The sequence below is a fragment of the Pseudoalteromonas sp. CST2 genome, from assembly GCF_028599385.1.
In the GTDB taxonomy this organism is placed as follows: Bacteria; Pseudomonadota; Gammaproteobacteria; order Enterobacterales; family Alteromonadaceae; genus Pseudoalteromonas; species Pseudoalteromonas atlantica.
The window spans coordinates 529,062-547,308 of record NZ_JAQREO010000001.1 but is presented as its reverse complement, the minus strand read 5'-3'; the positions used below and the strand labels follow the sequence as shown (position 1 = coordinate 547,308).

Below are 18,247 nucleotides of genomic sequence, written 5' to 3'. Positions count from 1 at the left end.
AATTCTAATAATAAATACTTATACAAAAAGCGGGACAATGTTCAACGTTAACTTAGGCTGTGGTTTTTAAAAATAATAATGAAGTACTTCTTATATCTAACGTTGTTGATTTGTTTAAACGTGTGCGCTCAACCTGCTAACAAGAGCATTGCCTTTTATTACTCATCCCCCATGCCGCTGGCTGAAATGACCTTTTATTCACGGGTTGTTGTGCAGCCGCAAAGCATCACTCAACACGAACTTAATTGGCTTAAAGAGCGCAACATTAGCGTATTCGCTTATTTAAGTGTGGGAGAATCGTTTACTGAAAATGAATCCTCAGTAGCAAAAAATCCACACTGGAATAGCCATATTGCTGATTTAACCGCTGAGCATTGGCAACAACACCTGCAAAAACAAGCACGTGAATTACAACAACGAGGCTTTAACGGTTTATTTTTAGATACGCTCGACAGCTACCAATTATTAAAACCCGATTACGATAAAGCGGCTCAACAAGTGGGGCTTGTGAATATAATTAAAGGTTTGTCGAGTACATTTAATAAACATTTAATTTTAAATAGAGGGTTTGAGCTACTGCCACAGCTTAACGATTACGCCTCTGATTTAGTTGCCGAGGGGCTATTTAGCCACTTTAATCCAGTAGATAACAGCTACAAACTTACCACTGAGAACGATCAAGCTTGGTTAAATGAAAAGCTTCATAAAGCACAATCACTGGGCTTTAACGTACAGGTAATTGATTACGCTAAACCACAGCAGCGCCTTGCGATGGCTAAGCAGATTATTGCCCAAGGTTATGCTCCTTGGGTTACTGATGGGCACCTTCAAACTTGGGGGACATCTAATATACAGCCTGTGCCTAGGCGCATACTTATTCCATACAACAGTAATGTAAAGCCACTTATATACACCACGGTTCACTTAAAGCTTGCCACAATGATTGAGTATTTAGGCTACATACCTGATTACATAGACATGGCTAACACGCCTTTACCTAAAGTAGATACTAGTCTCCATGCAGGCATTATCTCTTGGACGACGAGCGATCAATTTTATAATGCACAGGTTATTGAGTGGCTCGAAAGTAACTTAGGCGTGGTACCGCAACTGGTACTTGGCGAGCTCCCTCCTTCTAATAGGTTACTTAAAAGCTTAGGAGTCGAGCCTTTTAATTTGCCTTCAAATGGGCCTTATAAACTCGCAGCTATGTCATCTTGGCTCAAGGGTGAGTCAACCACTGCGCCCGCTATTGTAAAGCCCTATTTATTAACACTTGCAGAGAATGCGCAATCATTAATATCAATACACGCTGAAGATGGCACCACCCTAACCCAAGGAAGTAAAACTAAGTACGGCGCACTTATCGCGGCACCTTGGCTTATAGATACACTGCCTATGGAGGGCAGTAACTGGGTTGTAGACCCCAAAGCCGTGTTAACTAAGGCAATGGGGCTTGCGCCTATACTAGCCCCAGATACAACTACATTAAGCGGTCGGCGTATGCTAACCCTTCATATTGATGGCGACGGCTTTACGAGCATTGCACACTTTGCAGGTAAACCTTACGCAGCAGAAGTTGTGCGCGATGAAGTTATAAAAAAATACAAGCTACCACTGACCTCCTCAATTATCCAAGCCGATATTGAGCCTAACGGATTGCATGGCGCTGACAGCCCAAAGCTTGAAAAAATAGCCAAGGAAATTTTTGCGCTCCCTTATGTCGAAGTCGCATCACACACTTACAGCCATCCCTATTTTTGGACAGCCTTATCAGGTAGAAAAGAAATAAATAAAGACGACACCGACTACGGGTTTCATTTAGATGTACCCGGATATGACGCCATCGATTTAAATAAAGAAATAACCGGCTCAATAAATTACATTAATGAGCGGCTCGCACCAAAAAATAAAAAAACAGTGATGATGCTATGGTCGGGTGATGCAACCCCAGGCCCAAAAGCCCTCGAACTTGCCCGCGATGCCGGTGTAATTAACGTTAATGGAGGAAATACCGACGTCAATGCCGACAATCCAAGCTTGTCGCATATATCACCTATTGGCCGTCCTGAGCGAGATTTGCTGTATCAAATATACGCGCCCATTTTAAACGAAAATGTTTACACCAATTTATGGCACGGCCCTTACTATGGTTTTAAACGCTTAGTAGAAACATTTGAAATAACCGAAAAACCATACAGGTTAAAGCCTTACACAATTTACTTTCACTTTTACTCTGGCGAAGTGCCAGCAGGGCTTGATGCGCTGCATTACAATATTGATTACGTATTAGCCAGAGAAAATACCCCGGTGCATTTAAGTCAATATGCACGCATTGCCAAAGACTTTTATTTTTCTGCGCTTGCTAAAAATACGCACGGCGAATGGCTATTTAGTTCTAAATATATAAAAACGCTGCGCTTGCCTGCTATTTTTGATGTGCCCAATATGACTAACAGCCACGGTATTTTAGGCGTAACCGCGCAAGGAAACTATATTCACGTGGGCGATGAAATAGCCACAATTAACTTTGATCATACAACGCCAGATAACCAACCTTATTTGCTCTCTGCTAATGTCGCGTTTAGTAATTGGCAGGTAAACGGCCCTGTCAGCTTTAAAGCGTGGATTGAGGCTAAAATTGAGCTTAAAAATGCTCGCAATTGTCAATTCATTTCGCATATGGGAAAGCGCTTTAGCGGAAAAACCTTTGGCAATACAACGCAGTTTACATTACCTGCTGGCGAATTTTATGGCTATTTAAACTGCGCAAGAAGGGCTCAATAATGAATAACAAAAAGCGCCCTCACTTAGTATCAGTTAAAACCATTTTAATTATATTAGCGGTTAGTTGTTTTTCACTTTACGCGCTGTTTCCGCACACCTTATTTTTTGAAGATGACTCGCTATCGCAAGATTATACCTTTGAAAAAACCTACTTAAATGCCGCATTAAGTAGCGACCCTAATAATGAAAAACTACGCGCCAAAAAAATAGCCATTCACCTGGGCTTAAATGAGTATTCGCAAGCGACTAACGAGCTTGAAAAACTCCCTAAGAGCGATACAAAAACTGAATTAGAAATAAAACTTTTATACGCATTGTGGGTTGATAGTGGCGCAAATAAAGATGACCGTTTTGAAGAACTAACACTTAAACTTGCGGCATTTAAACACTGGGATAGCCAGTTATTAAATATAGCTAAAGCCACGGGGCTCAATGTAAACGTAGCGCAATATTATGAGCAACACGCACAGCCATTATTAGCCGCTGATTTTTGGTTAGGCGCAGGTGAGCCTGGCAAAGCGCTCGCTATTTATAAAACCCACATTAATGCCGATGTAGCCCAAAAAGCCATTGAAACTGCACTGGGTGCTAACAATCCAAAACAAGCTTACACATGGTGGAAAAAATACGGTGATACCGCTAATACCGAGCGTACATTATATTTTGCAAGCTTAGCGGGTGATAATAAAGAAGCCTTAAAAGCAGTAGAAAAATTATTAAAAACTCAGCCTAATAACAGCGAATATTTAACCAAAGCCATGCATTTAAACTTAGCCAATGGCAATGCAAACGCAGCTGAACAATTAATCGCAAAGTTATTACTTAAAACACCCAATGATAAAGCGCTGAGGCTTTTAAATTGGAAAATTATGCGCTGGCAAAATAAGCCTAAACAGGCGCTTAAAGAATTTAAATGGTTAATGGCCCATAAAGCCGTTGATGTAGCTATGCTGACCGACAGCATTAATGATGCGAATGCCTTGTACTTATATCAAGATGCCAACGACATTTACGAATATAAAGCGCAAAACCGACAGCTTAAAGACAACGGGTTTGCAAATTGGATGCAAACCAACGAATTTATTGGTAACGCAAAACAAGAGCTTAATCATATTGAGCGCTATGAGCAAATAAACGGAAAAACACCTCTTTCACAATATTGGAAAGCCAAGGTGTTACATGATACCGGTAATTTAGCTGGGCTGAGAGCCTTGTGGCCTCACTACGCAGGGCCGAAAAACGAAGAAGACTTACTTTGGCTTGCAAGAGCGCATTGGTTAAACGATGACTTTACAACCGCTTTGGCCATTTTAAAACAAAAAGCACGTAGTAACGATGATGAGTTTTGGGGCGCCCGCGTTGATATGGCTTTGCGTGTAAATGATAAAAAAGAAGAGCTGTACGCTTTAGAGCAATTAAAAAACATTAGCCCACTGAGTGTAGGTGATATGCTGCATTATCAGCAGCTAAAATTTGCCGACAACCCACAAGGGTTATTAAATTACCTATGGCAACAAACAGCACTCACTGATAGACAGTTAATCCAAATTACCTTATTAAGCACGCAAATTGGCGATGAAGAACACGTTACTCGTGCTCATCAGGCTCTTGAAAAACAACGTTATAATAAAGCGCTTTACCCTGCATGGTTAATATTATCAAATTGGTACCAAAATCAAAGTGACTTAAATTACGCATACACAACACTTAACCGCGCAGCAAAACTAAGTGAATACAATCCCGATGTGGTACTAGCGCAAGGCTGGCTTGCATTGCAAATGCACGACACCATTATGATTAAGCGTATTTTAGCTAACTACTCAAGCAATGAACCCAGCCGAGAGTGGGCACAATTACTGGCGAGTTTATCTATTCATCAAAAAGCCTTTAATAGTGCTTATTTTTATCTGCGCCAATTAGCCATTAGTAACCCTCGAGATTTAACTACTTTAGTAAATTTAGCCGATGTTATGAACCAGTTAGGCTACTACGCTAATGCCAGCGAACTTAAACATTATTTATTAAACCATTTACCAAAAGACAAATACGCATACCGAGGTTTAATGATCCAATGGGCCGGCGCAATGGCCGTGCCCCACTTACGTCAATTTAGCAGCTTAGATGACATAGCACCTGAGGCTATAAACAACGCAACCGCCAACTGGTGGTTAGCCAGACGCGCAGCACAAAAACTTGAGCCATGGCAAAAGCTACAATTGGCTATGAGCAACGGCGAGTTTAATAAAGTAAAAGCACTGGTAAATACGCAAACGTTAGGCAAAATAGATGAGCTAAGTGCTTTGCTCTATTTAAGGCAGCCTTATGCAACTATGCAGCGTTGGTATGAGGAGTTAACACACGAGCAAACACAAGCCGAAACGTCTTTATTGCGTAATGCCCGCACCAGCTACTTTAGAGCATTAGAGATTAACCTATCCCCTGAGGCCGGTTTAAATACCAGCCAGTACGATATAAATGTTTATTTTCCTTATGCTAAAGGGCAATGGAAACTTAGCATTAGCAATCAACAAAACTTAAATAACAACGGGTTACTGTTTGCCATAGAAGATAAAATGACATGGGGTCGTTGGTACTTTGATGCAAAAGTAGACTCTCATCAGGGCAATTTAATGAGCCGCCAAGGCTTGAGTCTAGATGCGCGTTACCAGTGGGACTCGCGCACGCAGGTAGGCGTAAAACTTGAGCACAACGTTGAAAACCGCCAATCAGAAACCTTACTTAGCTTTGCTAAATTAAATAAAACCACGGCTTATATAAATTACGCTATTGATGGGCGTCAAAACATGCAGTTCTCGGCAGCCGCAATGGCATTTAAGCGCCGCAGTGATAGCTCAACGCTTGTCAGCGGACAAGAATATAACGCCCGTTATCAATACACTATTTTAAAAGACCGCCCTATTTGGAGTACTTATTTTAGTGCTCAATGGCAAGACTTTGAACGCACATTAGCCCCTTTAGGCATAGATCAAAGAGCGCGACCGCTGCTTATTGATATACAACCTTTTAGGCGCTTTGCTCTGGGCACTTCGCTTTCGTCAAACTCAAACTTAGCCCCCCCTTATTTAGGCGAAAGCCCCTCGTGGTTATTCGACATCAGTACGGGTTATCAAACGTTAAACGACACTCTCGACATTTCAGTATCAAGTGGTGCAGGCTGGTCAGTGCTAGGGGATGATTTATTTAAATTACAGCTGGGTTATCAAAGTAGTAATAAAGTGGGTAACTCAGATACACAATTACAATTAGGCTATTACGTACATTTTTAATGTTAGGAGAGAATATGTTTCGTTTAATCATACCGTGTTTGGTATTAGTGCTCAGTGCATGTACCACCAGCCGTGTGGCTGATGATGTAGAGCTAGGTCCATCAACTACCGTGGCTTTAATGCCTTTGGTAAATCATGCGCAAACCCCCTTAGCCGGTGAACGTGCAGAAGATATACTTGCGAGTATTTGGCAGCAAAATAAGCTTCCTACGTTATTACGTGCACCGCGCAGTAACTCTAAAGACCTTCCGCCACTTGACGATCAATACCGTCTTGATAACGCCATGCAGTGGTTAAGCACACAGCAAACAGACTATGTGTTATCAGGTAGCATAGAAGAATGGCGTTATAAAGCGGGCCTAGATGGCGAGCCGGTAGTCGCACTTACACTTAGCTTAACGGCTAAAGGTCAAACAACCCCACTTTGGACGGGCACTATCGCAAAAAGTGGTTGGGGTCGCGACAGTATTGCCGCGACAGCACAAGATGTCATCGCCGATTTAATTTCGTACATTGAGGTTAGTGAGTGAAAACACATTTTTTTCGACCAAGAGAGGTCCCTGAGCTACAAATTTGGGCTGAGGTAATTGTATTTACCGCGCTTGCAATTGTGCTGCCGGTTATATTTAACGCCGAAGACCCCTTTTGGACGGAAAATGGGTTTTCGTGGCCGGTACTTGGGCCGCTGTTAGTGGCTTTGCGCTATGGTTTTTCAAAAGGCTTTATAAGCATATTATGTTTATTAGCCGGGCAATTGCTGTTAAGCAAAAGCGAAGTATTAGCGCAGCCTAACGAATTTAATATTAACGCCATGATTGGTTATTTAATTGTAATTATGATTGCTGGCGAATTCAGAGATGTATGGGAGCGCACTAATCAACAGCAAAGTATTGAGCTTGAGTATGTAACTAACCGATTAGAAACCTTTACCCGCCAATACCATTTAATAAACTCATCCCACGACCGGATTGAGCAAATGTTAGCAGGTCATACTCTTAGCCTGCGCGAATCGCTCCAAGCGGTACGGGCCGTTATAGGGCAACTAACACAAAGACGGTTAGACAGTGCGGCAAATAGCATTTTAAACTTATTTGTTGAATATGGCTCACTTGAAAAAGCAGCGCTTTATAAAGTAGAAAACCACACCATAATAGAGCAGCCATTAGCAAGCATAGGTGCTATGGGCGAGCTAAATAGGGAAGACCCCCTTATTAAAGCCATGTTTGAAGAGCGCGAACTGGTTTCTGTTAAAGAGGTTAAAAATAAATTTAGCCAATACCATATTGCTATCCCATTAGTTGATATTAATAACACTATTTACGGGGTAATTTTAGTACAAAGCATTCAATTTTTTGCCCTTAAAAACACCACACTTACTTTGCTAGCCGTTATGGCCGGTAACATTGGCGATTTGCTGCGTCATGAAATTACCAACCCAGTAATGACCCCACAAGAAACCCCTTATTTTGTAAGGCAACTACGCAGGGCGAACAAAGAAGCTAAACGCTATAATATTCCCTCGCAGCTGCTTAAACTCAAAGCAATGCAAACAAGTGAAGAGTCGCGCCAATTATTAGAGTATTTAAGTGAAGCTCGCAGAGGTTTAGATATTTATCTTTACGATAGTCAAAACCACACACTATTACTACTTATGCCAATGGCAAGTGAACTGGACAAAAGTGGCTTTATATCGCGTATTAATACTTGGTGTATCGAGCACTTTGGTAAAACCGTTGAGCAACTGCAAATTAAAATAGAAGAACAAATGGCATTGCCTATAAGCAGCGAACACATCGCTAAGTTAGTTGCATCCCATGATTAAAATTATCGTTGCCGCTTTTATTGGCTGTTTATGTGAATACTTTGCTTTTGCGCATATTTTAGATGCGCCTAACTGGCTGTTGATTGTTTTATTACATGGCATTGCTAGCCTGTGCTTTACCTTTGTAAGCCATGCGTTTATTCCTAACAAATACAAAACCACCTTAAAAAGTGGCTCAGCGCTGTTATTTTTACTGCTATTTACCTTGCCTGTATTTGGTATTTTAGGGGTGGTATTTGCCATTACTTTTGCCCTTAGTAAACCGCTTAAAAACAACGATATTGATATTGTAGAGCACAAGGTTCCTGCCCTGCCCTTTGAAGCCAGAAGTGTCTCAGCAACGCCTATTTACTCTATGGGTGGACTAAAAGCTATTTTAAAACACGCCAGTGAGCCAAATAAACGCCTAAGTGCAGTAATGGCTGCACGGCACATGAGCGATGCCCAAGCTATTCCTATACTCAAACTGGCTTTAAAAGACTTAGAAGATGATATTCGCTTACTTGCCTATTCAACTCTTGATAGCAAAGAAACTAAACTGAACGAAAAAATAAGCCAATGCCAGCACGCTATAGCCAATACCACGCAACAACCTAAATTGAGCAATCTGCAACGCCAACAAGCCGAGCTTTATTGGGAGCTTAGTTACTTAGGCTTAGCACAAGGCGCACTAAAAAAGTACGTACTAGAAAAAGCAGAAGCACTAACCTTAACAAGTATAAAGTTTAACCCTCAGCCAGCAAGCTATGTGTTTTTAGGGCGAATTCAACTTGCGCTCGGTAAATTAAATGAGGCGCAGCAAAGCTTAAATTTAGCCACGCAATTAGGCATGGCTAGGCGCCACGTACTACCTTATAAAGCCGAAGTCGCCTTTGGATTACACAATTACACAGACTGTCAGCGCTATCTTGAAGAGCTAGCACTACAGCCTAAAGGCTCTGAGTTACGCCATTTACAGGAGTATTGGCATGAGTGAAAAAAAAGCCGATATTTTACTCTTACTTGAAGGCACTTACCCTTATGTACGGGGCGGCGTATCGAGTTGGGTACACCAAATTATAGAAGGCCTGCCTCACTATAACTTTGAATTAGTGTTTGTCGGTGGCGCACCCGAACACTACGGCGACATTCAGTACACGCTACCGAGTAATGTAACTAAGCTGCATGTGCATTATTTAGTTACGCAACACAGTACAAAAATAAAAGCGAAACATGGCGTTAAATATAAAAAAGAACTGTTTGATTTTTGGCAGCAATTACAAGGGTATTTCCGTGACTGTAAAGACCCAATACCGACGGAGCTTTTAAAGTTTGCCTTTGAAAATCTAGCTAAAAAAGACGGTATCAACGAAGCCGATTTTTTATACAGCGAGTCGTCGTGGCAGGTGCTGGCAAACTATTATTTAACCTATTGCGATGAATCGTCATTTATCGACTTTTTTTGGTCGTACAGAAATTTGTATAAACCACTGTTTAAAATAGCCGAAATAGCCCGTTCACTCCCCGATGTTAAACTTATTCATTCTATTTCGACAGGCTATGCTGGCATATTGGGCGCAGGTGCAAGCGTTATACACAACACGCCATTTTTGCTTACCGAGCACGGTATTTATACTAAAGAGCGTAAAATAGATTTAATACAGGCCAGCTGGATAAAAGAGTCTGAACAAAGCCTAGGTAAAAACCTAAATACTGAAATGGGCTTTATTCGCCGAATGTGGATCAGCTTTTTTGAGCAAATTGGCCGCACTACTTATAACCAAGCCGACAAAATCATCTCGCTTTATGAGGGGAATAGACAAAGGCAAATTAAAGATGGCGCCAGCGAAAGTAAAGCTTCGGTAGTGCCTAATGGTATAAAAACAAAACGCTTTGTTGATGCCCTTAACGCTAGACCTAAATCGGTCCCTATGGTGGTTGGGTTAATTGGCCGTGTAGTGCCAATTAAAGATATTAAAACCTTTATTCGTGCCATTAAAGAGGTCCAAGCCGAACTGCCAGACATAGAAGGCTGGATCATAGGCCCTTTTGAGGAAGACCCACAGTATTATAAAGAGTGCCAGCTACTAGTAAGCAGCCTAGATTTAGACAAAAACATTACGTTTACCGGCATGAAAAACATCGTCGAAATACTCCCAAAGCTAGGTATTGTTGCGTTGACTTCAATTTCTGAAGCTCAACCATTAGTGCTGCTTGAAGCAATGGCAGCAGGCGTACCTGTACTTGCAAGTGACGTGGGCTCGTGCCGAGAAATAATAGAAGGGGCAAGCGAGGAAGATAGGACCCTTGGTAAAGCTGGCGAAGTAGTTTCTATTGCCTCACCCAGCGAAACCGCACAGCAAATAATTACCCTATTAGAAAATGAGCAAACATGGTATCAGTACCAACAAAACGGCCTCAACCGTGTTAAAACATACTACGACGAGAGCCATATGTTTGCCCGCTACGATAAACTTTACAAGGATACAATCGCATGGCCGGAATAGGTTTTGAGATACGTAAAATTCTCAAAAAAAACACCCTACTCTCTGTTTTTGAAGCATACGGTTATGCGGGATTAATAGGCTCAGGCCCTTGGCTGCTTTCTATCATTGCGCTCATGCTAATTGGTATTTTAAGCCTAGGTGTCGTGCTGCCAAAAGTATTAATTATTCAGTTTTTAACGCTTATTACGTATATGATGGCAGCATCCCTTATATTAACCGGCGGTCTGCAACTATTATTAACGCGTTTTGTTGCCGATCTGTTTTTTCAAAAAAAGGACGACCAGGTACTGCCTAATTTACTTGGCGCGCAGCTTGTTACCACCCTTGCCGCATTACTGATTGGCTTAGCTGTATGGCCAATACTACCGCTACCTGTTGTGACTAAAATAATAATATTAGGGGCGTTTGTAAGCTTATGTAACCAATGGCTTGGCGCTATATTTTTGTCGGGAATGAAGGAGTACCGGCTTATTTTAGTAACCATGTTAAGCGGTTACAGCTTTATGGTGTTACTGGCATTTTTACTGCGCGACTGGCAAATAGACGGGTTGTTTTTTGCTTTTTTTGCCGGTGAAGCGCTGCTCTTTTTTAGCTTTTTGTTTATGATTATTCGTCGCTACCCTGGCGGTAAACTCATTAGTTTTGATTTTTTAAACAACAAAAAAGTGTATTACAGCCTATTTTTTTGTGGGCTTTTTTACAACATAGGCGTGTGGGCCGATAAAATTATTTTTTGGTACTCCCCCGCTACCTCTATTCAAATTATAGGCACATTAAGAGCAAGCCCTATTTACGACTTGCCTATATTTTTAGCCTATTTAACCATTATTCCAGGAATGGCGGTATTTTTAGTCAGAATGGAAACCGACTTTGTAGAACAATACGACCGTTTTTATACCGCCATTAGAGGTGGCTCATCGCTTGAAGAAATTTTTTACCTAAAAGATAAAATGGTGCAAACAGCGCAAGGCGGCCTTTACGATATATTTAAAATCCAAGGTATCACCGTTGCGTGCTTATTACTGTGGGGCGAGCAAATACTGACCTTTATAGGCATAGACCCTAACTATAAAACATTGCTGTTTATTGATGTGGTGGGTGTAGGTGTACAGGTTATATTTTTGTCTATTTTAAATATTTTATTTTACTTAGATAAGCGTGCCACCGTATTATTTTTATCTGGGCTGTTTTTGTTTATCAATATCGTATTTACGATTGCCTCAATTGCATTAGGGCCGCAGTTTTATGGTTACGGTTTTGCGCTCTCGACCATAATTACATCTGTAATTGGTCTTTATTGGCTATCAAAACAATTTGAAGAGCTTGAGTACGAAACTTTTATGCTGCAGTAGAACCATTGTACCATTAATGGTAACTTACAAAAGTAAAGCTAACTTTAATTAAAAAGGACTTATCTTTAATGAAAAAAGGAATTACCACGCGCTTTAATATCTTTGCAACCATAGCTTTGTGGGCTATTAGCTTGTTGTATACGTTAATGACGTTTGATGTAGGGAATGCATATCAAAGGAATAGCCTTATTGATATTTATATACAAACATTCACAGTAAAAATGGTGCTACTGCTAGCAATGTGGATTATAAGCGCCTGTATTTTGTCGGCACTATTTAAAGAAGTTTGGAACCGTTTAATTTCAGACATCTTCAACCTTCGCTTAATTGGTTTGAACGAGTCTTATACCTTATGTGTTTTAATAACATGGCTGTTATTGAGTTAAATCTTTGCTCTTAAATTTTGAGTAAAAGGTAAAAGGTAAAAGGTAAAAGGTAAAAGGTAATCAATATTTAACAATGACCTGCTTAGTATTGGCAAAAAAATTGCCAATACTTTTTATGCTAACGTGATTACTAACCATGAAACATATATTACTTACTCACCCAGCGCGCTTTAAAACCACGCGTATCAACATGTATAAATGCACCGCGATGTGATTTTGGCCCGTAAACACCTAAACCGCCAAGTAAGCCTTTAAATGACTCTCGCTTAGCGAGCGACTCCACTATACCAGCCATAGCTTGTGCATCGCCAATAGAGTGCTTGCCGTCGTTGTTTATATCATCCATACGGTAGTCGCCATCGTTATCTATAAATATATCGGCAGCGTCGCCAAACACATGGCGGCTAAGCTTTACGTTACCAATGGCTTTGTTGTAATAAGGGGTGCGGTAACCGCTCATTACCACCATATTTTTAACCGGTATGTTTTCTAAAATCAGCTCTTTGCGTATTTTTTCAAGTTTAAGTAACAACTTGTTTTGTAAGAATAAGTATTTAGGGTGCTTACTTCGTTGCTTACTCACAAATTCTTTAAGAGAAAAATGCGGTGATATTTTTATATTTTCGTTCTCTGGGGTCACCTTTACAAAACCATCGGGCACTATGTAATGCTTACTATCTTTAATTTGTGAGGGCGTTGGGTAATGGCCAATGTGGTAATATTTAAGCTTTCCACCTTGTACTTCATCTGCAGGTACTTTAACAAACACATTAATTGTCATACGTTGCTTTTTGTCGGGGGATTCAATAATTACCCGTGTTAAGCCAGGCTTTTTAGGCGCCTGCCACTGCCAGCGGTTTGTATCAGTTAAGGTGGCGTTGCTATGGTTATTAAGTAATGAATAGGGTCGTTTTGATTGTGCGTAAAGCACTTCAAACTCAACTGCCTCATTAGGCATCACAAATACAGAAAACACCGAATACGGCATTACTATGTCGTTAATTTTTAGGCTAAACTCTGCATCTTCAAAATTTGCTTTATTTTGAATATCAACGCTTGGGTGTGCTTTTTTCACGGGCTCGGCGGCATAACTACCTACGCTTACGCAAAGCGCTAATATGCAGCCTAAAATACGTGGTATAAACGGCATAAATCCTCTCATAGTCTATTTTATCAATGCAGCAATGACTGACTGATCTTCGTTTTTAAGTAATGCTTTTGCGTCATGTTGATAAATATCGTCTCTAAAATTAACGAGCATGTCTTCATCAACCCACGCCGTCCAATACACCAAATGAATAGGTAAGGGCTCATTTAAATAAAAAGTTTGAGTGGTATCGGTATCTCTGGCTTTATCCACTTGCTTAAGAGTGCGCTCTTCACCTTGGTGCTTAATTATTTCACGCGCCAATGAAAATGGCTCTTCAACCCTTATACAGCCATGTGATAGCGCACGCTGCGCTTGGTTAAAACGCTGCTTTGCTGGAGTATCGTGAACATAAATGGCTTCAGGATTTGGAAACAGATATTTCACTTCGCCAAGTGGGTTTTTATCCCCTGCACGCTTAACTAAAAAGTGATCAAACTGATAGGGCTTAATAGACTGCCAATCAATATTACTGGGGTTAACTGTTTTAGAATCTAGGTAGCTGTTTTTTCTAATTTCGATATTATTTTTAGCAAGGTACTGAGGATCTTTTGCCACCTTTGGTGCTATTTCTTTGGTTGCAATAGAGGTTGGTATACGCCACTCAGGGTTTACTACAAATTTTTCGATTTCGTCACTAAAGGCAGGTGTTTCCCAGCTCGGCTTACCCACAATAACGTTATTTTGTAGTTTTACTTCGCCTGCTTTTACATAGCGCAATGTGTACTCAGGTATGTTTACGTACACATACTGCGAATCACTTGAGCCTGCGAAGTTAGTTATGCGGTAAAAATTAAGCTTTAATTTAGCCAATTTTTTCTTAGCGGGTACATTAAGCTTAGCTAAGGTGCGCTTTCCTACTCGCCCATCAACCTTTAAACCGTGGCGACGCTGAAACTGTTGCACAGCCTGCTCAATGGTTTTATCAAATGTGCACATTGCGGTGTCACATACATTGCTGGTTAAGTCACGCTCTTGATACAAACGCAGCGCCAACTGACTCACCGCTTTACTAGTGCTGCCAAGTTCAAGCAACTCATTAGTGTATAAAGGGGTAAACCCGCCACTGTTAACTATTTCTGTGTACCAGTTAATTGCTTTTTCGGTGCGCGCGATTAACTGTGCTGCATTTTGATCAAAATAATAATCGCCATTTTGCAATTGTTGTTGCGAGTTGTAAGTGGTTAATGAAGAGTTGGCAAGTGCCACACTTTCAAGATCTGCACTGCCTAGCGCTTGCCCTGTTAGCATGGCGCTAACGCAGCCTGCAAGCGTAGCGTGTAACGTAATGTGCTTTACCTTTGTAGACAATGCCTTTGAAAATAACCCCTTCACTTTGTACCTCCTCGCTAAATATCATTGATAAATGCTTTTGTACTTACTGCTTAACAGTAATTTGAAGGTGCAATGCAGGTGCCAAAATAAAATAAAAATACAACACACTGAAATTTAATAACTTTTTAAAATTTTACATGGTAATTAAAAAACACTTCAACTACGCAATTATGTAATTTGGTTGCTGTAGTGTGTAAAGTTGCTATAGCAATTAGTCTTTTAAAAAGGCCAAAAAGCCACGCTCATAACGACTCAAGTATTTTGTTTTTCGCGGTAAAGAAAGCGACTCTCGCCACGCTGTTTGGGTTTGTTCATCCTCTTTACACAAGGCAATTAAATCCGGGTGAACATACGATTTACGGGCAATAGCGGGCGTATTACCTAGCTGCTCAGACACGCTCTCGAGCATACTTTTTAAACTAAGTGCGCCTTTTGCTTTTACAAGTTGCTTAAAGGCAATAACACTGGCTCGCCAGGTTCTAAAGTGCTTAGCGCTAAAGTCCTCACCCATTATTTGTTGAATATAATGGTTAATTTCACTAGAGGTTACGTTTGTGCGCTCTCCATCGCTTATATATTGAAACAAATGCTGACCGGGTAAATCTTGTAGGTCTTTAATTACATGGCTAAGCACTCTGTCGGTTATGTTTACCTCGCGCTCTTTGCCCGATTTAGCCCGATACCGTAGCTGTATATTTTTACCCGTAAGCTTAGCATGGCGATTGCGCAGGGTTGTGGCGCCAAAACTTTTGTTTTGCTTTACATTTCGCTCGTTACCTACCCGCAATGCACCTAAGTCCATAAGCCTAACTACCGCAGCTAATGTGCGCTCTACGCTGAGCTCATCCCCTTGTAAATCGTTTTCTAAACGGGCACGCAGTAATGGCAGCTTATTGCCAAACACCCCACAGGCTTGGTATTTTTTCGCCTCTTGTTGAGCTCTAAAATCTTCATGGTAACGGTATTGCTTACGGCCTTTACTATCTATCCCGGTTGCTAAAATATGGCCATTTTCTTCAGGGCAAAACCAAGCATTTTTGTAGGCGGGCGGAAACGCTAACGCATTTAAACGATCAATCACTTTTTGATCGGTGATTTGCTTTCCTATTGGGTCAAAGTACAGCCACGTTTTGTTTTTACGCTTACGGGTTATACCGGGTAAATTATCATCGACGTAGATTAGTTTCATTTATGCTCCTAGCAACTTAAACCATCATCAATAAAGGTATCACTGTAAAATAACCTTAAACTGAACAACGTTATTGATATATAATCAAAAATTGAACAATAATATAAAAATCCGTTTAGTTTAATTACCTGCTTAAGTATATAAACTGCACCTTTTGGTACCGTTTAGCTATGCTCATTTTGGCCAAAATATACACGGATAATAATACCAACTCGCTTAATTAATTAGTCTATTTGAGCCCGGAAAAACATAGCTAACACTAGGTTTGCCCTCGCAAATGATTAAGTATTATTGCAAAACTGGTAACCCCCTTAAATAATGTGCTGTTTACAAGGAGCATACAATGGCATTTGATTATGGTTCTATTGATCTTGGGTTAAAAAACCCCTTTAAGTTGGAAGGTAAAGTAACCGCGCTAAGAGGTATTATTGAGTCGGTAGCAGGCGTAAGTTTACTTGTTATAGCTGCAAGCTCGGTGAAAGAAAGTACCACCGCAGGCTGGATTTTAATGTTATTTGGCATGTTTATTTTAGCGCTTGGTATTCGCTCTTTATCGTCAGGTATTTATGCCACCTTAAAATACTTTGTAGGCAGAAACCACCCTACATCGCTTGCGTATAATTTTAGTAAGTCTGAGAGCTCTACCGCGCAAGAAGAAAAAAAAGAAGTAGCCTATAACGCCCAATCACTCGAAGAAATGCTGGTTGGTCGTAAAAACAGTACCTTTAAAGAGCCTAACGGGTTTTTATCTCGTTTGTTACACAGCTTAATTCCCAAACTGTTATTTTTACCTTACCCAATTCGAAATGTTGCGCAGCGATTATTTGGCTCATGGGTGAGCACGCTTGTTGCTTTAGTTGCTTATGGGCTAGTTGCGTTTGTTTCGCTGTCGGGCTTTACTGGGGAAGCCGGCGAATTAGCCTTTCCGGTTTACAGTGCTATTTTAATGTTTTATGTGCTTTTTTCTTGGCGCTCAAGTAGCAAACCTATCTCTCGCAATGCTGAAAGAAACATTGAAGCACTGGGAGGCGGTACATTAGCTAAAATTATTTCGTTGTCGTTTATTTTGCCGATTGTTATTGGCCTTTCTATGTCGTGGCTAATGCAAGAGCAACATATCAGCAAACAAGAAATAGACGCGTGGCTGGCACAACTGCCAAACTTGCATGCTGGCATCTACCTCATTGCCATTATTATATTAGCAACGTTAAGCTGCGCATTAGTATTTACAATGATCAAAGCACGCTTAAACGCAGTGACCCCTACCGCCGAAGTGTCAGAATTACGTGAAAACTGGCAAGAGTCTGTTCACCCTGATGAAGTATTTATAAACCTTGATAATCTTGTCATGGCAAATAGACGCTACAAAGAAGTGCCTAATAGAGTTTACCGCGAGCTAGACCCAAAACTGCAAGAGCAAATAGAAGGTAAAGGCGGTTTTAAAGGCGAAATGATTCAAGAGGTTCAGCCTAAACTACATGCTATGGAGCTAGGTAAAAACTTTACCCTAGCCAGATTAATTGCGCTAATCAGTGCTAATTTACTTTATATTGTGGCATTAGTATTAACGGTGTTGTTAGCCTATTCATTAATAGATATTTATTACTACATAGATAGCGCTAATATTAATAATTTACAGCAAGCGTTTAATAACCAAAATGTTATACAGTTTAGTAGCTTACTAATGAGCAGTGTTCATATTTTAATAATAGCAGGGATTATTAAAGCCTTTGCTCGTTTACTGGCTAACTGTGCTCATTTATTTTTTGCTGAAATGCAGTTTGAATCATTACTTGTGTACTTTAAATGTGAAGGTACATTTACCGAATCTAAAATTTCAACGGGTACAGGTATTCACGACAGCACTCGCTCAGAAAACACCTTAGTGCGCAGCAGTATCACGCCATGGGTCATTGTCTCTCGTGTTATTACGAGCACGTTTGCTGCCACCGGTATGAAAAACCTTGAACATCCTCGCCATATAATGGAAATGCACAAAGATGAAGGTCAATTACAAGCCATTAAAAATGATGTAATTGCCTTTCTAAAAGACCGCGAATCAATTGCTTCAATTACCAGTGAGCGCGATTTAGGTAATGCATCGCAAATACATCAATTAAACCAACAAACCCGTGCAATACCTACTCAGCAAGCAATAACAAAAGAGGATGAAGAGGCCGCAGGTTACCTAAGGCAAGAAGAGAACTTAACACCAGAGCCTAAAGCTTAATAATCGCTTTGCTATATTTGTAAAAGCTAAACTGCGCCGCGGTTTGTAATCTAGGCAACTAGGTTACAAACCGTGCGCGCATTAAATACTTACCACTAAACCTTTTTTAAATACCAGCTTGTTAAAATTTATGGTGTTTATCTGCCTTATTATTAACGTATTTTTAATTGTCCTTCACTTTATTGAATCATTTATACCTATTTGACCGATTAATTCTAAATTTACG

Annotated in this window: 12 protein-coding genes; 9 read left to right on the top strand and 3 right to left on the bottom strand. The window is 40.5% G+C overall.

Annotation, left to right across the window (positions count from 1 at the left end; all coding sequences use genetic code 11):
* Positions 1 to 78: 78 nt before the first annotated feature.
* The 8 genes from PSH41_RS02460 (at position 79) to PSH41_RS02425 (ending at position 12,120) form a co-directional block, all read left to right on the top strand.
* Entirely contained in the window at positions 79 to 2,787 is a 2,709-nt protein-coding gene (locus PSH41_RS02460) for an endo alpha-1,4 polygalactosaminidase (protein WP_273588790.1), read from the top strand.
* On the top strand, positions 2,787 to 6,074 hold the full coding sequence (locus tag PSH41_RS02455; RefSeq protein ID WP_273588789.1) for a tetratricopeptide repeat protein: 3,288 nt from the start codon (positions 2,787 to 2,789) through the stop codon (positions 6,072 to 6,074). The genes PSH41_RS02460 and PSH41_RS02455 overlap by 1 nt, the downstream gene beginning before the upstream one ends.
* Positions 6,075 to 6,088: 14 nt before the next feature.
* Positions 6,089 to 6,604, top strand: a complete 516-nt coding sequence (locus tag PSH41_RS02450; RefSeq protein WP_024033096.1) for a hypothetical protein — start codon at positions 6,089 to 6,091, stop codon at positions 6,602 to 6,604.
* Positions 6,601 to 7,896 (top strand): PelD GGDEF domain-containing protein, encoded by a 1,296-nt coding sequence (locus PSH41_RS02445; RefSeq protein WP_126007942.1) that lies wholly within the window; start codon positions 6,601 to 6,603, stop codon positions 7,894 to 7,896. The genes PSH41_RS02450 and PSH41_RS02445 overlap by 4 nt, the downstream gene beginning before the upstream one ends.
* Complete coding sequence (locus PSH41_RS02440; protein ID WP_054982710.1) at positions 7,889 to 8,872, top strand: tetratricopeptide repeat protein; 984 nt, start codon at positions 7,889 to 7,891, stop codon at positions 8,870 to 8,872. The genes PSH41_RS02445 and PSH41_RS02440 overlap by 8 nt, the downstream gene beginning before the upstream one ends.
* Positions 8,865 to 10,382 (top strand): GT4 family glycosyltransferase PelF, encoded by a 1,518-nt coding sequence (gene pelF / locus PSH41_RS02435; RefSeq protein ID WP_273588788.1) that lies wholly within the window; start codon positions 8,865 to 8,867, stop codon positions 10,380 to 10,382. Before PSH41_RS02440 ends, pelF begins: the two co-directional genes overlap by 8 nt.
* Positions 10,370 to 11,734: an exopolysaccharide Pel transporter PelG gene (gene pelG, locus PSH41_RS02430; RefSeq protein WP_273588787.1), complete on the top strand. Its 1,365-nt coding sequence runs from the start codon at positions 10,370 to 10,372 to the stop codon at positions 11,732 to 11,734. The genes pelF and pelG overlap by 13 nt, the downstream gene beginning before the upstream one ends.
* A 68-nt stretch (positions 11,735 to 11,802) precedes the next feature.
* Positions 11,803 to 12,120 carry a hypothetical protein gene (locus PSH41_RS02425; protein ID WP_024033101.1) on the top strand — a complete coding sequence of 106 codons (318 nt, stop codon included), beginning with the start codon at positions 11,803 to 11,805 and terminating at the stop codon, positions 12,118 to 12,120.
* Positions 12,121 to 12,268: 148 nt separating this feature from the next.
* Here PSH41_RS02425 and PSH41_RS02420 read toward each other — a convergent pair whose 3' ends face one another.
* The 3 genes from PSH41_RS02420 to PSH41_RS02410 all read right to left on the bottom strand — a co-directional run bounded on the left by PSH41_RS02420 (position 12,269) and on the right by PSH41_RS02410 (position 15,791).
* Positions 12,269 to 13,270, bottom strand: coding sequence for a D-Ala-D-Ala carboxypeptidase family metallohydrolase (locus PSH41_RS02420; RefSeq protein ID WP_096739208.1), 1,002 nt, complete (start codon positions 13,268 to 13,270; stop codon positions 12,269 to 12,271).
* Positions 13,271 to 13,285: 15 nt separating this feature from the next.
* Complete coding sequence (locus PSH41_RS02415) at positions 13,286 to 14,602, bottom strand: L,D-transpeptidase family protein (protein WP_096739207.1); 1,317 nt, start codon at positions 14,600 to 14,602, stop codon at positions 13,286 to 13,288.
* A gap of 211 nt (positions 14,603 to 14,813) precedes the next feature.
* Positions 14,814 to 15,791: a DNA topoisomerase IB gene (locus PSH41_RS02410; protein ID WP_096739206.1), complete on the bottom strand. Its 978-nt coding sequence runs from the start codon at positions 15,789 to 15,791 to the stop codon at positions 14,814 to 14,816.
* 343 nt (positions 15,792 to 16,134) lie between these two features.
* Between PSH41_RS02410 and PSH41_RS02405 the strand changes: the two genes are divergently transcribed.
* On the top strand, positions 16,135 to 18,021 hold the full coding sequence (locus PSH41_RS02405; protein WP_264390004.1) for a hypothetical protein: 1,887 nt from the start codon (positions 16,135 to 16,137) through the stop codon (positions 18,019 to 18,021).
* The last annotated feature ends 226 nt before the right edge of the window (positions 18,022 to 18,247 follow it).